Below are 17,634 nucleotides of genomic sequence, written 5' to 3' on the forward strand. Positions count from 1 at the left end.
TACTAGTAAATAATTCAACAGGAGGAGGGATCATATGATCCGTTTCGGAATTATTGGTACCAACACCATTACGGAAAAATTTCTGAATGCCGGGAGACAGCACGATCGTTTCCAAATAACGGCTGTGTACTCAAGGACCGAAGAGAGAGCACGGGAGTTTGCTTCTGCTCAAGGCGCGAAACATTCGTACCATTCTCTTGAAAGTTTTGCTTCAAGTAAAGAAATAGATGCCGTATACATAGCAAGCCCGAATTCTTTTCATGCAGAACAGGCCATTACGTGCATGAAACAAGGAAAACATGTGCTTTGTGAGAAACCTATGGCTTCAAATCAGCAAGAGACTGCTCAAATGATTAAAGTTGCTCAAGAAGAAGGCGTGGTTTTAATGGAAGCTGTTAAGTCCACTCTTATGCCGGGATTCAAAACTTTACAGGATAACTTGTCCAAAGTCGGACGAGTCCGTCGGTATTTCGGTAACTATTGTAAGTACTCTTCGCGTTATGATGCCTATAAAGAAGGGACAGTCCTAAACGCATTTAACCCTGAATTTTCGAATGGCTCTCATATGGACTTAGGGATTTATTGCGTTTACCCTATGGTGGTACTTTTTGGGGCTCCTCTTTCCATCCAGGCCAATGGAGTTAAGCTAGCGTCGGGCGTGGATGGTGAAGGAAGTATTATTGCAAGTTATGATGGGATGGAAGCGGTAATCACTCACTCGAAAATCAACCACTCTTACGCACCTTCTGAAATCCAGGGGGAAAAAGGAGTAATGGTTATTCCTAGTATTTCTGAACCTGAAGATGTGCTTATTCGATACAATGATGGAACAACAGAGACGCTGCCGGGAAGAGCTGATCAAGATGCCATGTTTTACGAGATTGAAGAATTCATTCATCTTATTGAACAAGGTAAGCAGCAATCAAAGATTAATTCCTTTGAACATTCTCTGATCGCTGCAGACGTCTTGGGCGAATCCAGAAAGCAGATGGGCATCACGTTTAAAGCAGACGACTATTAATGTTAAGCATTATTACTGATATTCATAATAGCTTATTGCACTAAAGGGCCAGATTGTGGAAGACTCAATTTCGAGATATTGGTTTGAGTGAAGGTCCTGCGGGGGACGATTCGCTTTCCGTGGGCATGTGCTAAGCCTCCTCGAGCTACGCTCTCCGGGGTCTCACCGATCATGTTTATCCCACAGGAGTCTTCATCGTCCCCCTCCGGACCTTGCTGAAATAAGAGACTCGAAATCATGGGGGATACCTCTTGTATAGACAGCAGTACAACATGCTATGAGCTTCTGTTTCTCCGTAGATTTCATCGAAAAACCCTGGTGCAGCTGGATTTAGAACCAACAGCTACACTTCTAAAGAAGGGGGCGTTCTTCATAACCACGTTGGGTTGATGGGGAAATGGCGAGACTCCCATGGGAGAAGGGACTAGGTGAGATCCCGCAGGGAGTGAAACGAGCGAGGAAGCTCACCGTTCCCCCATAGGAAAGCGAGTTATTTCCCCATCAGCCTTTTTGCAGCATAGAGTAATGGCCCCAATATATCTCGAAACTGAATCTTCAAGTAATGGGAGCTTATCTGTAAAATCAGCAGGGGGTTTAACAAGGACAATATTATAAAAATCTAAATCCATGACATACCTTCTCCATTTCATACTCATACTAATAAAAATGGGTAAGGAGCGGAATTATGAATATACAGTCAGGAACCTATTATTGGCCAGACACATTTAGAAATAAGCCAACTTATCCTGCTTTAAAAGAAGACATTACTTGTGATGTGCTGATTGTAGGAGGCGGCAGTTCAGGGGCCCAATGTGCTTATTATTTAGCGGACCAGGGACTCGACGTGGTCGTCCTTGAAGGCGGAGAAATCGGTCTCGGAAGCACGAGTACGAATACATGCCTGCTTCAATCCTCGGGAGAGAAATTATTCACGGATCTCGTCCATGTTTTTGGCGATGACTATGTAACGAGGCACTTACAGTTATGCCAGGAAGCGATTGATGAAATAGAGAAAGCGTGCAGCCAGATGGAATTTGATGCGGAGTTCCAACGCAGGGAGACCCTTTATTACGTGAGCCAGGATACTGACTTACTTCCTTTGCAGAGAGAGTGTGAGTGGCTTCAGGAACGCGGCACGCCGATTAGATGGGTAACGGAAGAATGGATCAGCCAGCATTATTCTTTTACAAAGCAGGGTGGCATTTTCTCTAAGAACGACGGAGAAATGAATCCATTTATTTTCACTCATGGACTTCTTCATTATGCTTTCAGTAAAGGGGTAAGGGTTTTTGAACATACAAAAATGACTGGTGAACATTATGTGAAAGAAGAGCCTGTCATTAGCACGAATCGTGGTCATCAAGTTCGTGCTAAACAAGTCATTTATGCAGCAGGTTATCAGGATATGGAAATAAAAAAAGAAAAGAAAGCACGTTTTGTAAGTACGTATACGGTAACGACAAACCCTATAGAACACTTTAGTGGATGGTATGACCGTACGCTGATCTGGGAGACAGCGCGACCATATGTTTTTATCAGGACGACAAAAGATAACCGCATTATTATTGGAGGACTCGACGAAGAAACAGAGAATCCAGAAGAGCGGGATGGAAAGCTTGTGCATAAGCGAAAGCAGCTTATGGAAGAGTTAAATAAGCTATTTCCCAATATACATGCAAGCCCGGCCTATTATTCAGCTGCCTTTTATGGAGGGGTGGTAGATGGTCTCCCTATGATTGGAGAATATAAAGAGCACCCAAACAGCTTCTTTCTGCTTGGTTACGGTGATAATGGTACGGTTTACAGTATGCTCTTGGCAAAGATCTTGAAGGAATGGATCGTGGATGGTAAGAAAGATGATTATCAGCTTTATCAGACCAATCGTCCGCTAAAGAAAAAGAAACTTTATAAATAATAAAATCAGCTTCCTGGCTTAATCAGGAGGCTGATTTTTTTAGGGACAAGTTAACCAAGTTCATCTTGGGTTTGTTTATTAATAAGACGGGCCATTTCTTTTTTAGATGTTGAAAGCCGCTTATGTTCCAGTCCCCATTCGTTCATGCTGGTTAAAAAAGAAGCTGTCGTTTTACCGTAGGGGGTGATTCGGTATTCTACTTTAGGGGGAACCATTTCATAGTCCATACGCTCGACTAATCCATCGTCTGTAAGTTTTCTTAGTTCACGGGATAGAATGCGAGAAGAAATTTCACCATCGATTTCTCGTCTTAACTGATTAAATCTCATGGGTTTTTCGTTAAGGAGCTTCCATAAGATGAGCCCCTTCCATTTTCCGCAAACAATCTCCAGGGTGATCTCAATACCTGTCTCTGTTTCTTTCACCCTTTTCACCTCGCCTCACTTTATTTTCGTAGTCGTTCTTTTCGCGTGCCTTCTGGTATCCGGCCACTATGCCCTGCGCGTAAACCTTATTCAGCACATTCATGGTCTGGGGAACAAACTGAGTCTGATCTATCTCTGAAACTCGGTCAAGCAAGTCTATAAGCTCAAGCAGCTCATCCGTAACTGGGAAAATGGGTTTAACATTATTCCTCACTCATTCACCTACTCTTTCCTCCGAAACACTGGTACTGTAATTTTATTTTGTTTTTCATTGGACTACAAGTACTTACAATTTTGTTACTATCTAACCCTGGTAAGATTATTAACGGGGAGGGGAGCAATTACAGCTTTTGTACCCCAGTGGCATAAGGGGTACGAATAAGAAGATGTAACATTCGCCATAAGTTCCAGGGAAATGCCTTGTAATGTAAGTTAGTAGGCTGTATTTCATAACTCCTGTATAATAGTAAACAATTTCTTACATAATCGGAGGCTCCTTTATGCGTAAGATTCTTTCCTATGCCAAAAATTACAAAGTATCAGCATTTATAGCCTTAGCTCTAATGGGGATTGAGCTTGTTGTGGAATTGGTACAGCCTCTTTTAATGGCCCGAATCATCGATGAAGGAATTCTTAATGAAGATTTCTCGGTCGTTTCTGGATGGGGAGGACTTCTATTAGGTCTTTCCTTATTAGCCTTCGCAGCCGGTATTACAAATTCTTTTTTTGCAGCTAAACTTAGCCAGGGAGTAGGCTATGATTTACGTAGAGATCTTTTTACTAAAGTTCAGCAGTTTACAAATGAAAACTTCCAGTCTTTTTCCACTCCAGGATTAATTACAAGAATGACTAATGACGTGACTCAAATTCAGAACTTTCTTTTTATGTTTGTTCGAATTGCGCTCCGGGCGCCGCTGTTTATTATTTTTGCTGTGATCATGGCCTTAAGTATTGATGCAGGCTTAGCACTTCTAATTGTCGTAGCCGTACCAGTATTTTTGCTGTTTCTTTTCTGGGTATTATTCAAAGGGGTGAAACTTTTTAAGCTTGTACAAAATAAGTTAGATCGCGTCAACACCGTAATTCGCGAAAATCTAACCGGCATCCGCCTCATCAAAGGGTTTAACCGTGGCGATTATGAAGAAACCCGATTTAATGAGGTAAATGATTCTTTAGTAGATAAAAATAAACGGGCCCTCTGGCTGATGGAAACAACCATGCCGGTCGTCATGCTGGGTATGAACATCACGATCCTCCTGATCATTTGGCTTGGGGCCGAAAACATACAAGCAGGGAATGTACAGGCGGGAGAACTGGTTGCTCTGATTAATTATGCCACCCGGATCATGTTTACTTTTTCCATTTTCACCTTCCTTATTATGGTTTTTTCGCGAGGGAATGCTTCTGCTAACAGATTAAGTGAGGTGCTGGAAGAAAGCACTCCTGCTTACCTGTTAGAAACGAAAGGAAAAAAACCTCACCTGAAAGGAAATCTCATATTCGACCAGGTATCCTACATGCAAGGGGATGAAGAAATTCTCCACCAGTTGAGCTTCCGTGTACGATCCGGGGAAACTGTAGGCATACTGGGCGAGACAGGTTCCGGTAAGAGTTCCTTATTAAGACTTATACCCCGATTATATGAAAAACAATCCGGCCAACTCTATTTAGATGATTATGAAATCAGTGAGCTGGACGTGAAGCATATCAGGTCGCAGATTAGTTTTGTTCCTCAGGATATTCATCTATTTTCAGGTAGTATTCGCGATAATATCTTATGGGGGAAAGAAGATGCTGGAATGGAGGAAGTCATCGAAGCGGCACAAAAAGCGCAGATTCATTCCTTCATTCTTACTCTTTCAGATGGTTACGATACGATCCTTGGTCAAAAAGGTGTAAGCCTCTCCGGAGGGCAGAAACAGCGATTATCCATTGCCAGGGCCCTTATACGTGAACCTGCGATATTAATTTTGGATGACAGCACAAGTGCGCTCGATGCACATACCGAAGCGGAATTGCTTCGTACTCTTGAAAAAGAAGCCTGCACCGTGTTCATGGTGGCTCAGAAAATCAGTTCTTTAAAGCAAGCTCAAAAGATCCTTCTCCTGGAAGATGGGTATTTACTTGCCGAGGGCTCTCATCAAACGCTTCTCGAACACAGTCCTTACTACCGTGAAGTTTACATGTCCCAGCAAGAGGAGGCAAAATAATGGCAGACAAACCAGGGCGTCCTCCAATACGGCGCCACCAGGGTATTGGTACAGCTCCCCCTAAAGTTGATGATATTCGTTCCACTTTAAAAAGGATCTGGCATTACATGGCTGATAAGAAGAAACGTTTTTACACCGTTCTTGCCGTTATTCTCCTGAGTTCTTCCTTATCTCTTCTTGGTCCGTATTTCCTTGGGGTCACGGTAGATTTAGCGATTGCTCACCCCAGTTCAAATGACGTTGTGCGCATGCTTGGATTATTGCTGCTTATTTATGGATTCCATTCTTTGTTTTTATGGCTGCAAAATTATTGGATGATCGGCATAGCTCAGGACACTGTGTACTCCATGCGTAATCACTTATTTTCCCATTTGCAGAGGCTTCCGGTGATCTTTTTTCAGCAGCGCCAGCAAGGAGAATTGATGAGCCGTTTAACCAACGATATGGAAAATGTGAGCCGCACCTTAAATACAGCCGTTGTCCAATTTTTCACAAGTGTACTTACGATCATAGGAACAGTGGTTATTATGATCTGGCTGAGTCCAATGCTTACTCTTATGACCTTAACGATCGTTCCTGTTATGTACTTTGGTATGAAATGGATCACGAAGCGGACAGGGGAGTTTTTTAAGAAGCAGCAAAAGGATCTTGGTGACGTTAATGGATACGTCGAGGAAATGTTTTCAGGACAGAATATTATTTCAATGTTTTCGAGAGAGGAACGAGTGATTCAGGATTTTGAAGCAAAGAACGCAGCCTTAAAACATTCGGGTTACTGGGCTCAAGTTTACACAGGCTTTATTCCCAAACTGATGAATATGCTTAACAACGCAAGCTTCGCTATTATAGTCGGAGCAGGCGGGCTACTAGCTTTAAACGGCTTTATTTCCATTGGAATTATTGTCACGTTCACCACTTATTCTCGTCAATTCACCAGGCCTTTAAATGACCTTGCTAATCAGTTCAACATGATTCTTTCTGCCGTTGCTGGCGCTGAAAGAGTTTTCCAGATTATTGATGAGGCAGAGGAAAAAGAGGATGAAAAACAAGCAGAAACCGCCGGCCCTCTTATAGGCGATGTTGAATTCAGGAATGTGGATTTTTCATATGAAGATAATCAGCGGACACTATCAAACATTAACTTTCAAGCCGAGCACGGCCAGACGGTAGCTTTAGTAGGACCAACAGGTGCAGGGAAAACCACGATTATTTCTCTGCTTTCCCGTTTTTACGAGCCTGATCACGGCGAAATTCTCATTGACGGGAAAAATATAAGGTCCATTACTCGAGACAGTTTAAGGAACCAGATGGGAGTGGTATTGCAAGATGCCACCATGTTTCATACAACCATTCGAGAAAATATTCGCTATGGACGGCTGGAAGCTTCGGATGAAGAAGTAGAGAATGCAGCGAAGGCGGCCCATGCCCACGATTTTATTGTGAGGTTGCCGAAAGGGTATGATACCTGGCTCGATTCAGATGGAGGAGGAGTAAGTCATGGACAGCGCCAATTGTTATCTATTGCCCGTGCGATGATTGCCTCACCGGCATTATTAATATTGGATGAAGCTACGAGTAGTATTGATACCGTGACAGAAATGAAAATAAATGATGCTTTATCAAGACTGATGAAGGGCCGAACTAGCTTTGTTATTGCTCACCGTCTGAATACAATTCGTTCGGCGGACTTAATTATAGTCCTGCAAGAAGGGAAAATCGTAGAGAAGGGGAGCCATCAAGAGCTGGTCCGTCAAAATGGCTTTTATGCCGATCTGGTTAAAACTCAGCAAGCAGGAAGTCAGGGTTAAGGATTTATTAGAGATGAAACATTTACACCCTGAAGCTTGTACTTCCATATTCTAATATGGAAGGGGGTGAAGATATGGCTCATGAAAAACGAGCTTATCCACTTTGGACTGAACTTCCATATGCGGGCAAGACCCATTCTCCTACGATTGCAGGAGGTGTGGAGCCAGACGCGGGAAAGTGGAAGACATATTTTATTCAACATAGCCGTCGTCACGGATTTAAGAAGTTAGATGGGCGTCCGATCCGTTTAGCTATCAAAGATCCGGATTCCATCGACTGGTACGCCCAACTAAAAGTCGTGCAGCATACACTTGAAAATTTATCAGACCAAGAGAAAAGAATTGCGGAATACTGGTCCGCTGGTCCGCCTACTAAACAATGGATTCCCATTGTAGATCGACTGATTGACACATATGCCATAGAGGCGCCAAGAGCAGCCAGAATCTTAAGTGCCGTGTTCGGTGGCATGAACGATGCTTTCGTCGTATGCTGGGCATTGAAATATAAATGGCTGGTGCCAAGACCTAACCAACTGGATCAACACTTAGCCACTTATATTTGTACACCTGAGCATCCTTCTTATCCTTCAGGTCATGCTACCATTTCAGGAGCAGCTGAGGTCATTTTAAGTTACTTCTTTCCTGCAGAACGTCAGAAACTTCATCGTCTGGCTGAAGAGAATGCCCAATCCAGATTATACGCAGGTGTTCATTATCCCGTGGATAATACAGAAGGGCTCCGATTAGGCAGACAGATCGGGCGGATTGTTATTGAAGAACTTAAGAAAGATACAGTGAATGGATTACCGATTGAACGCTCTTCACGCGAATTTAGAAACGCTGATATCATAACTCGAACCTATGAGCAGGCTATTCCATTTGATTATAAAAGTAAATGTGATTCCCTGTTAATACGAGATGATGAATCGACTGGAAACTCTTCCACCAAGGACTGGATCGATCCAAAGTTATTTATTTGATAAGCTGAAAGATTCTTCTGAAATCTTGATCTTATACAAAAACACACCGAAATTTAATATAATTTATCTTATGAGAGCAGCCCTTTGGTTTGCTCTTTTTCCTTTTACAGGGTAGAACAGACTGTAGGATGGTAAACTAGACAGTAGAACATATAAGGAGGAAGTCATGTGGCCCGAAGAAAAAATAATGCACCAAAGAATAACTACACCGTAGAGCAAACTGATGAATTATTGCCTTTTTTATTAAGAATGCTCCCCGAAACAGGCAGAAATTCAGTGAAGTCTGTTCTTAAGCGTGGACAAGTGCTCGTAGATGACGAAGTACAAACCAGGCATGATCATAATCTGCAGCCAGGGCAGAAGATTTCAATTGTTAAAAATAAAACCTTCAAACGGAAATCGGCATTAACAGGTCTGTCCATTCTGCACGAAGATGAAGATCTGATCGTTATTGATAAGAGTGCAGGCTTATTATCGATAGGCTCTCCAAAAGAAAAACAGGAGACCGCGCATCGCCAGCTCATGAATTATGTAAAAAGTAAAAATCCAACCCATCGAATTTTTGTTGTACATCGGTTGGATCGTGATACATCTGGGGTTATGCTTTTCGCAAAAAACGAAGAGGTCAAATTAAAACTCCAGCATTCATGGAAGAAGATGGTTAAAGAACGTAAGTATGCGGCACTGGTGGAGGGCTCACCCAAGCCGCCCGAAGGCACTGTCGAATCCTACGTTAAAGAAAGTAAAACGCTGAAAATGTTCACCACTAATAATCCTAAAGGAGCCCAGCATGCGATCACTCATTATAAAAAAGTGCAGGGAAATGCTGACGTTACTTTACTGGAGGTTCAACTGGAAACTGGAAGAAAAAATCAAATCCGCGTGCACATGCAGGAAATTGGACATCCAATTGCCGGCGATAAAAAATACGGAGCGCAAACGAATCCGATTAAAAGGTTAGCTCTCCATGCACACGTTCTTGCTTTTCAACACCCGAGTACTAATAAAATCATGCGATTTGAATCCTCTGTTCCTAAAGCTTTTTTATCCAAATCAAGATGATGGATTTGTGAAACTATAAGCAACTAGGTATTTATTGAAGAATAGAGGCAAGTTTCCTGAGGCGGTTTGCATATATATAAGTAAACAAGCCTTAGGAGGGATTAAATGGGTGCATTAATTTTATCAGCCAAGAAGGTAGCCGTGATCGGAGCAGCTATTCTAGTAGCCTTTGCTGCCTACTTTATAGGCAGTTTCTTTTGGCAGGGGGCTATAGCCACCTCATCTCAGCCAGTAAATGGAGAGCCCCGTGTCATTAATCTTGTAACAGGGGAGTTTAAAGCTGAAACGGCTGATGGAAAAGAAATTGAAGCTTATCGCTGGGACCCGGGTACGATTTTTGTAGAAAAAGGAGAACCCATCAAATTAAGTATATACGGAGTAAATGGCAAAGAGCATCCATTTTTTATTGAGGATACCGAGATAAAAGGCGTAGTCCAGCAAGGGAAAGAAACGATTGTAGATTTAAAGTTTGATAAAGAAGGTGTTTACCGTTTGATTTGTACGACGCACTCGGACATTAAATCGAACGGACCAATGATCGCCTATATTGTAGTAGATTAGAAGGAGAAGCAAGAGGGACAAGTCCAGTCCTCTCTTGCTTTTTCATTTGGTTCTGTTAAATCTCTGGGTTGATCCTACAGGTAAGTTCCTAATTCTGTAAGAATCCTTTTTGAGATATAGTAAGGATCGTTTGAGGGGGAAGGGCGATCCTGCGGGAGAAAACCCGCGAACTTATTCCTCACATTTTAAGCAGGATGTTTTGAGGTACTTCAAGCTATCTGTATTAGAAAGAAAACACACACCAATGGATGTTTGGTGTGTGTTTTTAATTATTGCTCATACGCTTCTTAATAAGCAGACCAATCATCAGAATCCCAGGCAGGATTAATCCGTGGGTGAAGGAATAAGACAGCCAGATTTCTCCTACAAAAGTCTCGAAATAAGCTACATCAGGATAAGCAATGATAGATAGGACAACCATGCCCATTCCTAAGGGCAGTAGTAATGGCCGGTGATCTTTTAAAGTAAAGAATTGGGCGATCCCTACGGAAGTAGCGTAGTAAAGGATAATTAGCTTGAAGAAAATGGTGAGCATCCAAATGATCGCAATGATAATCTCAAGTCCCTCAAGGAAACCGGCAATGTTTATCTTTTGCGCAATTCGATAAGTAGGATGAGTGTTTAAGGCTGTCAAATCACTGCCTAGAACTAAGAGGCACAAAATGGTGATAAGGAATAGCACACCACCACCGATAATGGTTCCCAGTATCCACGCACGCTTGGCTTTTTTTTCTTCTTTTACATAAGGGAAAATCATTAATAGAGCTGCCATCTCAAGGAGCGGAGTGCCAATCACTATAGAAGAACTGCTTATTATTGGCATAACACCGTTTCCGAGCACAGGTTTTAGTTGGTCCATATTGATTTGAGGCATTATGGAGATGGTTAGAAAAATGAGCAGGAGGGTCATCCACGGCATAAAGATTTCAGATGAACGAGCAATGGATTCGACCCCTAAATACGTTCCGCCGATGACCACGAGCAGAAATAAGATATGAGTAAACTGTAAGGGTGTTTCTGGAATGATCTGAGTAGTCATAAAATCTCCAATATTCCTAAGCACAAGGGAAGCGAGAATATATAAGAAACTTAAATAAAAGATACAGAATAAACGTCCTGCCCAGTTCCCAAATACGAAAATAGCCGACTGGACGAATGTTCTCCCTGAGGATAAACTGCCGATTTTATTTAAAAACATGACGAAGATAACCCCAAAAAGAATGGCAAGAATGACGGACATCCAGGCGTCCTGCTTCCCCTGGGCGGCCAGGGGAGTAGGAACGATCAGGATCGAACTGCCAATAATAAAGAAAACAACAAGGAACATATACTGCCTGGCACTTATGGTTTGATTATCCATACGTATCACAGCCTCCTTCCTATAGACCAATCCATGAATGTATAGTGGTGTAAAAGGCTTGAATGTAATCCAGCGGATTGGGCAGCTTTACATTTCGGCTTTCAAGAATACTAACCGTTGCAGCGATGAACAGCAGCGTGGAAAAACACCATATTTCCTTCGTCTTTTTTTTTCGCTTCAATCGGGGGAACTCTAAAAAAAAGATCAGGATGGAAATGGCTATGACTGCAATAGTGGCCCACATCGTTCTCACCTAACTTTCCTTGTTGATTGGCTGGGTTGAATTCCCTTTTCTTCTGATTTTCACGTTAGCATCAATGTTGACTTCAACATCTTGATAATAGGAGTCCCATTCTTTCTCAACTTTTTTCCAATATTTGGGGTGATCGCGGTGGATAACTCCTCCAAACCCAAAGATATCACTGCCATACTCCTGTTGTGCCTTGGCGAGAGTAGCCTGAATGCTTTCTATAATCTTTTTCTCGGCTTCTTTATTTATTTTTTCTAAAGCTTCAGGCTTACTTAAGTCAACTCTACAATCAACTTCCCCTACATTACCTTCTGCTTCAACCTTTATATCAATAACAGGTTGATCATTTTTAATTTTCCCTTTCATATCCGCGCTTGTTCTAAGCAGCTCTACGCTCAACGTACCTTCATCTTCACAAGGGTGCGTGACAACCGTACTTTGTACATTGCCGGTTGCAAAGTTGAGCCCCTGACTTTCCTTTTCGTTGAGCCATCCTGTGAGTTTATCTCCTTTAAATACACCAAGTTCATCGATTTCTAATTTTGTAGGAGAATCTACGTTTTCCACGTTGTTAATGTTTGTCCCTATATCTTCCTCTCCTATAAGAATGACTCCACTCATCACCGGATCTTCTCCAGGGTTTCTAATGCTTGATATCACTTTATCAATGGAGACCCCTTTTGTGGCAGCCCAATGCTGTTCTGCACTTTCGATGGAATTCATGATTTTATTGGCAGGAATTTTTTCATAAGGGGTTATGATACTAAGCATGCTTTCTACTGGAGCGTTTTTTGCTACAGTCACATAAAAAGAAGTTCTGAATTCGTGATCGCGATAGAGTAAGTCGAGAACCGGCATCACTCCTTCTTCAGCAACAGCTGTTCCAAGTACAACTAACCGCAGTTGAGACAAGTAGACCTTTCTTGGACTTTGTGTAGTGAGCCTGCGGAATGCCTCAAAAAGGGTACGACCGGTTGTTGAATAAGTGGAAACAGGCGGGCGGGTGGTCGGAGCGTCCGTAGCAATTTCTGAGGGATTGATCACCTGAACCGACAGAATATACTCGCCTTCTTCTGTTTTATCGATTCCTAACGTAACTACAATGCCAAGCTCATCCAGCTCCCGACTGTTCCAACAGCCGGTTAACAGGAGGAGGCAGATGAATATAAACAAAAGTTTTCTAAAAGGAAAGTTGTATGTTTTCATCCTCAATTCTCCTTGGATGATGGATTGGCCCGCTTTTCATTCTTACTAGTAAGAGAACTTGGGCGGGAAAATAACCCCCAGTGCGGGAAGCGTATTAATACATCTTTCTGATCCTTCGCCTTCATTGGTGCAAATGGCGACATATAAGGAACGCCAAAGGACTGGAGGCTGCATAAATGCAAGACCATGGCAATTAGCCCAAGGATAATACCGTATAATCCAAACGTTGCAGCAAGGATCATAAATAAAAAACGGAGCATGCGGATAGGGATCGCTATGTTATAGGAAGGAAAAACAAAGCTAGAAATGGCTGTTAATGCTACCACAATAACCATTGCCGGTGAAACCAGACCCGCCTGTACAGCAGACTGTCCCAGCACGAGAGCTCCAACGATGGAGACCGCGGATCCTACCGGTTTCGGCAAGCGGACCCCGGCTTCCCGGAGGATTTCAAATGTTAGTTCCATAAGCATGGCTTCTACAAAAGCCGGAAATGGAACCCCCTCACGCTGGGCGGCCAGACTGATTAGTAAAGGCGCAGGTATCATTTCCTGATGAAAGGTAGTAAAAGCTATATATAAAGCGGGCATGAACAAAGCAATATTAAAACAAACCAGTCTAAGTATGCGAAGGAACGTACTGATGTCAGCTCTCTGGTAATAATCTTCACTGGATTGAAAAAAGTTGACGAATAAAGCAGGTACTAAAAGAACATCCGGTGTCCCATCGGTAATGATCGCGATTCGTCCTTCTAACAGCCCCCCGGCAATTGCATCGGGTTTTTCAGAATAATAAACGGTAGGAAAGGGGGAATACTGAGCATCTTGTATATATTCTTCAATGTAGCCGCTCTCCAGGATCCCGTCGATTTCAATTTCATCAAGTCTGCGGTGAACTTCCTGTACGATGTGATCTTCTGCAACATCTTGCAAGTAGACGATAGCTACGTCCGTTCTAGTCACCTCACCAATGGCTTTACTTTCAATTCGAAGCTTAGGATCTTTTATTTTACGTCGTAATAAAGCGGTATTCGTTCGTAACGTTTCTGTAAACGCCTCTTTAGGCCCCCGGATGACGCTTTCCGAAGTGCTTTCCTGTACGCCGCGGTCTCTCCAACCCCGGGTGCTGGCGGCTAATGCTTTTTTCTCTTTATCTATAAGAAGGATGGTTTCTCCTGAAATTAATCGCTTAAAAAGTGCTTCGTAGTCGGTGAACTCAGTTACTTCACCTATAGGTAGTGAAGCGCGCTTGATCGTGTGGTATAGTTCCTTTACGGAAACACGCTTGTGCGGCATTTCCAGCATAAGTGCTTCCATGATGAAGTTCTGTACCGTGTTCTTATCGACAAGACCATCTATATAAAGAACAGCACAGTGCGTTTTGGAGATAGCAAATCGTCTAATTACAAGATCTGTACTTTTTCCAAGTTCCGTTTCAATGTGGTTTAAACTGTCTTCTAAAGGAGGAAGGAGGGGCAGGGAATTAGATTCTTTATTAGGATTTTGATTGGGACCCTGATCATTTCCCTGTTTCATGGCGCATGCTCCTTTTAAAGTTTATAAATAGCATGCACCAAAGTTTGGATTTTATTAATTCATAGGATCCGTTAAATCTCCAAGTGAATTATTAAAGATAAGCTCCCTTTTCTTTAAGACTCAGTTTCGAGATAAATGGGCCCGTTACTCTAGATGGAAAAGGGTTGGTGGGGAAATAACTCGCTTTCCTGTGGGGGAACTGGCAAGCCTCCTCAGTCGCTATCGCTCCTTGTGGGGTCTCGCCTAGCTCCTTCTCCCACGGGAGTCTCATCATTTTCCCACCAACCCAGCCATTTCTTGTGAACGGACCCTGCTATAGGAGATAGAAGCCATTCTGAATCTGTCTCAAAATGCTTATATAACAGGGTTTTTACAGTTATACCCTCGTAGGATCCTAGGTTATACTTGTTCATTGGAAGGCGTTTATGCAGAGAATTTTGAGCTCTCAATGATCGAAAAGGGGCGGAAGGGAACGGCGAAGACTCCTGCGGGATGAACATGATCGGTGAGATCCCGGAAGGCGAAGCAGCCTGAGGAAGCTCACCCCATGCCCGCGGAAAGCGAGCCGTTCCCTGGAGTCCCTTTCTCTACAAAATATCTCGAAATCGAGTCTTCCACAATCCGGCCCTATACTTTAATAAGCCTTTTATGAAAAAACATAAATCATGTTTAGCAGTGCAATACATAAAAAAGCGTTTTAAAAAAGAGTCCCAAAAGTAAGGGACTCTTTGTATCACTGTTCATTTTGAGACAAACATTAAACCAGTAGCGTTTTTTCAAATATTACCATGTCGAGGGCCTGGATACCGTTTTCGAATATAGAAGAGGGGTACTGCAGGAAAAAGTCTCTTCGGATCTCATAAAAACGAAATCCTGCTTTTTGATAAAAGGCGAGATTGCCAAGGCTGGAGTTCGCTGTTCCTACAATTAACCTGGCATAATTTCGTTTAGAAAATTTATTTACTGCCTCGTTGAGAACCTGTTTCCCGACCCCATGACCTCTCACTTTTTCAGCTAATGCCATATTTTTAATTTCTACCGTATCGATGGATGGGAAAGTGAAAAGAACTACTCCCACTTCTTTATCTTGGCACTGAATGACATACAATTCACCTTCATTTATGTATCCATTAATGATATCTTCGCTTTCATCTGCTAATAATAGATAAGACATATAATCATTACGATGCTGAACTTCTTTCAGTGTTACTAAATTCATGAAATCAATCCTCATTTTCTTCGCCCTCATTTGGAGAGAACTATTATATTATGGTGGGATTATGGTAACATAAAAGTATTGTAATGATTTCTGAAATGCAGTTTTTTTCAGAAAAAGGAGTAGTGAGATGATGGAGCAACCAGAGAAGATGTATGACTTAATCGGAGTAGGTATTGGACCATTCAATTTAAGCCTAGCGGCATTACTGGATGATATCGATACCATAGAACCTTTGTTTTTTGAACAAAATGAAAAATTCGATTGGCACCCGGGAATGTTGATAGAAGGGACGAAGATGCAGGTTCCTTTTATAGCTGACCTGGTAACGATGGCAGATCCCACGAGTGAGTACAGTTTTTTAAATTATATTAGTAAAAGTGATCGAATGTACCAGTTTTATTTCCTGCAGCGATTGGATATTCCTAGAAGAGAGTACAATGATTACTGCCAATGGGTTGCTCATCAGCTGAATAGCTGCAAGTTTGGCAGACGTGTATCCAATATTCGTCACGTGCAAGAAAATGAAGAATATTATGAAGTGGCCGTTAACAATCTTAAAACGGGAGAGCAAGAGGTTTATCGCTCGAGAAACCTCGTACTTGGAACCGGAAGTGTCCCCGTGTTACCGAAATCGTTCCAAAACCTTCCGTCAGAAGATGTGTTCCACACATCTGAATTTTTAGCAAATCAGGAGCGCTGCCGCAAGGCCGGATCAATTACTGTGGTTGGTTCTGGACAGAGCGCAGCTGAAACCTTTAGGGAATTACTGAAGGAACAGCGCGACTGCGGATTTCGATTGGATTGGATCACTCGTTCCCCGGGCTTTGAATCCATGGAAGAGTCAAAGCTCAGCTTAGAACATTTTTCCCCTGACTATGTGAATTACTTCTATCAACTTCCTCAGGATCAGAAAGACGAAATCTTTGCTGATCAGGGATTGTATTATAAAGGAATCAGTAACCATACGATTAATGACATTTATAATTTGCTTTATGAGTATTCTGTTGGACAGGAAGAGCTTAATGTTGGTATTCGAGTCCTCAGTGAAGTAAAAGGTATCCGGGAAAAAGCTAATGGCGGCTATGAGCTTGATTGTCTGCACTGGCAGAAAAATGAGGAATTTACGCATGAGACAGATGTTGTCATTGCTGCTACCGGATATAAGCCTTATGTTCCTGACTTCATTCATCAGCTCGAAGACTTTCTTCAGTGGGACAAGCATGGACGTTATAAAGTAAGTTCTGATTATCGCATGCTTCTGAATAAAAATACGAAAAATGAAATTTATGTCCACAGCGGTATTTCCCATACGCATGGCGTTGGTTCTACCAATTTGGGCTTATCCGTCCATCGTAATAAAGTGATTATCAACCATTTAGCAGGACGCGAAGTGTACTCGATTGACGATAATGGGATTTTCCAGTCATTTACCGGAAGTGTTTAAATAGAATAGATAATAGATATAAATACCCTTGAACATAACTATTGTTCAAGGGTGTTTTTTATTTAACTCCATCATTTGTAACCAATAATTTGTGTAATAAATTCATTTTATGAAGGATTTTACAATTAAATATGGAATGAGTATTAAAGTGAAAACATCTGTAAAATTCAAGAAAAAGCCTTTTGAATATAAGCTCCCGATACTGTAAGACTCAATTTCGAGACTTTTGTGAGAATTAGGTCCTTCGGGGGACGATTCCGCTTTCCGTGGGCATGTGGTAAGCTTCCTCAGGCTTCGCCTTCCGGGATCTTACCGATCATGTTCATCCCACAGGAGTCTACATCGTCCCCCTCCGGACCTTGCTGAATTAGAAACTCGAAACTACTCAAGATATCTTGATTAACAAAAAGAGCATGGCTACATACAGCTTTTTTACGCAATAAAGATGGGGAGTAGCCTGTCATAGAAGCATTTAAGAACAATTAAGAAGGAGAGCACTCTCTCTTCTGGTAGGGTCCGTTATTCTCCCGTGGCTGGGTTGGTGGGGAAATGGCGAGACTCCCATGGGAGAAGGAACTAGGTGAGATCCCGCAGGGAGTGAAACGAGCGAGGAAGCTCACCGTTCCCCCATAGGAAAG

15 protein-coding genes are annotated in these 17,634 nt (G+C 42.3%); 8 read left to right on the forward strand and 7 right to left on the reverse strand.

What is annotated here, in order from left to right:
* Positions 1–34: 34 nt before the first annotated feature.
* Together ACTWPM_RS13200 and ACTWPM_RS13205 are read left to right on the forward strand one after the other, a co-directional pair.
* Positions 35–1,021, forward strand: coding sequence for a Gfo/Idh/MocA family protein (locus ACTWPM_RS13200; RefSeq protein ID WP_443133494.1), 987 nt, complete (start codon positions 35–37; stop codon positions 1,019–1,021).
* 685 nt (positions 1,022–1,706) lie between these two features.
* Positions 1,707–2,936, forward strand: a complete 1,230-nt coding sequence (locus ACTWPM_RS13205; RefSeq protein ID WP_443133495.1) for an NAD(P)/FAD-dependent oxidoreductase — start codon at positions 1,707–1,709, stop codon at positions 2,934–2,936.
* Between the two features lie 50 nt (positions 2,937–2,986).
* Here the strand turns inward: ACTWPM_RS13205 and ACTWPM_RS13210 are convergent, their stop codons facing one another.
* A complete protein-coding gene (locus tag ACTWPM_RS13210; protein WP_443133496.1) occupies positions 2,987–3,361 on the reverse strand; it encodes a winged helix-turn-helix transcriptional regulator in 375 nt (124 codons plus the stop codon).
* A complete protein-coding gene (locus ACTWPM_RS13215; protein WP_443133497.1) occupies positions 3,336–3,575 on the reverse strand; it encodes a hypothetical protein in 240 nt (79 codons plus the stop codon). The genes ACTWPM_RS13210 and ACTWPM_RS13215 overlap by 26 nt, the downstream gene beginning before the upstream one ends.
* 286 nt (positions 3,576–3,861) lie before the next feature.
* On the opposite strand from ACTWPM_RS13215, the gene ACTWPM_RS13220 reads away from it, so the two are divergent.
* From ACTWPM_RS13220 to ACTWPM_RS13240, 5 genes are all read left to right on the forward strand, one after another.
* Entirely contained in the window at positions 3,862–5,571 is a 1,710-nt protein-coding gene (locus ACTWPM_RS13220; RefSeq protein ID WP_443133498.1) for an ABC transporter ATP-binding protein, read from the forward strand.
* Positions 5,571–7,379 carry an ABC transporter ATP-binding protein gene (locus tag ACTWPM_RS13225; RefSeq protein WP_443133499.1) on the forward strand — a complete coding sequence of 603 codons (1,809 nt, stop codon included), beginning with the start codon at positions 5,571–5,573 and terminating at the stop codon, positions 7,377–7,379. Before ACTWPM_RS13220 ends, ACTWPM_RS13225 begins: the two co-directional genes overlap by 1 nt.
* Positions 7,380–7,453: 74 nt before the next feature.
* Entirely contained in the window at positions 7,454–8,359 is a 906-nt protein-coding gene (locus tag ACTWPM_RS13230) for a vanadium-dependent haloperoxidase (protein ID WP_443133500.1), read from the forward strand.
* 168 nt (positions 8,360–8,527) lie between these two features.
* Positions 8,528–9,421 carry an RluA family pseudouridine synthase gene (locus ACTWPM_RS13235; RefSeq protein WP_443133501.1) on the forward strand — a complete coding sequence of 298 codons (894 nt, stop codon included), beginning with the start codon at positions 8,528–8,530 and terminating at the stop codon, positions 9,419–9,421.
* A 105-nt stretch (positions 9,422–9,526) separates the two neighbouring features.
* Entirely contained in the window at positions 9,527–9,982 is a 456-nt protein-coding gene (locus ACTWPM_RS13240; protein WP_443133502.1) for a cupredoxin domain-containing protein, read from the forward strand.
* Positions 9,983–10,247: 265 nt separating this feature from the next.
* On the opposite strand, the gene ACTWPM_RS13245 is transcribed toward ACTWPM_RS13240, so the two are convergent.
* The 5 genes from ACTWPM_RS13245 to ACTWPM_RS13265 form a co-directional block, all read right to left on the reverse strand.
* On the reverse strand, positions 10,248–11,342 hold the full coding sequence (locus tag ACTWPM_RS13245; RefSeq protein WP_443133503.1) for a GerAB/ArcD/ProY family transporter: 1,095 nt from the start codon (positions 11,340–11,342) through the stop codon (positions 10,248–10,250).
* Positions 11,343–11,361: 19 nt separating this feature from the next.
* On the reverse strand, positions 11,362–11,595 hold the full coding sequence (locus ACTWPM_RS13250; protein WP_443133504.1) for a hypothetical protein: 234 nt from the start codon (positions 11,593–11,595) through the stop codon (positions 11,362–11,364).
* Positions 11,596–12,798: a Ger(x)C family spore germination protein gene (locus ACTWPM_RS13255; protein WP_443133505.1), complete on the reverse strand. Its 1,203-nt coding sequence runs from the start codon at positions 12,796–12,798 to the stop codon at positions 11,596–11,598.
* Between the two features lie 2 nt (positions 12,799–12,800).
* On the reverse strand, positions 12,801–14,333 hold the full coding sequence (locus tag ACTWPM_RS13260; RefSeq protein ID WP_443133506.1) for a spore germination protein: 1,533 nt from the start codon (positions 14,331–14,333) through the stop codon (positions 12,801–12,803).
* A gap of 757 nt (positions 14,334–15,090) precedes the next feature.
* Positions 15,091–15,552, reverse strand: a complete 462-nt coding sequence (locus tag ACTWPM_RS13265; protein ID WP_443133507.1) for a GNAT family N-acetyltransferase — start codon at positions 15,550–15,552, stop codon at positions 15,091–15,093.
* Between the two features lie 127 nt (positions 15,553–15,679).
* On the opposite strand from ACTWPM_RS13265, the gene ACTWPM_RS13270 reads away from it, so the two are divergent.
* Positions 15,680–16,996, forward strand: a complete 1,317-nt coding sequence (locus ACTWPM_RS13270; RefSeq protein ID WP_443133508.1) for a lysine N(6)-hydroxylase/L-ornithine N(5)-oxygenase family protein — start codon at positions 15,680–15,682, stop codon at positions 16,994–16,996.
* The last annotated feature ends 638 nt before the right edge of the window (positions 16,997–17,634 follow it).

Source organism: Halobacillus sp. K22 (assembly GCF_052246795.1).
Taxonomy (GTDB): Bacteria; Bacillota; Bacilli; order Bacillales; family Halobacillaceae; genus Halobacillus.

Coding starts and splice junctions, on each gene's coding strand:
- ACTWPM_RS13225 (WP_443133499.1), top strand. CDS start 5,571: ATGGCAGACAAACCAGGGCGTCCTCCAATACGGCGCCACCAGGGTATT.
- ACTWPM_RS13245 (WP_443133503.1), bottom strand. CDS start 11,342: ATGGATAATCAAACCATAAGTGCCAGGCAGTATATGTTCCTTGTTGTT.
- ACTWPM_RS13200 (WP_443133494.1), top strand. CDS start 35: ATGATCCGTTTCGGAATTATTGGTACCAACACCATTACGGAAAAATTT.
- ACTWPM_RS13265 (WP_443133507.1), bottom strand. CDS start 15,552: ATGAATTTAGTAACACTGAAAGAAGTTCAGCATCGTAATGATTATATG.
- ACTWPM_RS13220 (WP_443133498.1), top strand. CDS start 3,862: ATGCGTAAGATTCTTTCCTATGCCAAAAATTACAAAGTATCAGCATTT.
- ACTWPM_RS13230 (WP_443133500.1), top strand. CDS start 7,454: ATGGCTCATGAAAAACGAGCTTATCCACTTTGGACTGAACTTCCATAT.
- ACTWPM_RS13270 (WP_443133508.1), top strand. CDS start 15,680: ATGATGGAGCAACCAGAGAAGATGTATGACTTAATCGGAGTAGGTATT.
- ACTWPM_RS13240 (WP_443133502.1), top strand. CDS start 9,527: ATGGGTGCATTAATTTTATCAGCCAAGAAGGTAGCCGTGATCGGAGCA.
- ACTWPM_RS13260 (WP_443133506.1), bottom strand. CDS start 14,333: ATGAAACAGGGAAATGATCAGGGTCCCAATCAAAATCCTAATAAAGAA.
- ACTWPM_RS13255 (WP_443133505.1), bottom strand. CDS start 12,798: ATGAAAACATACAACTTTCCTTTTAGAAAACTTTTGTTTATATTCATC.
- ACTWPM_RS13205 (WP_443133495.1), top strand. CDS start 1,707: ATGAATATACAGTCAGGAACCTATTATTGGCCAGACACATTTAGAAAT.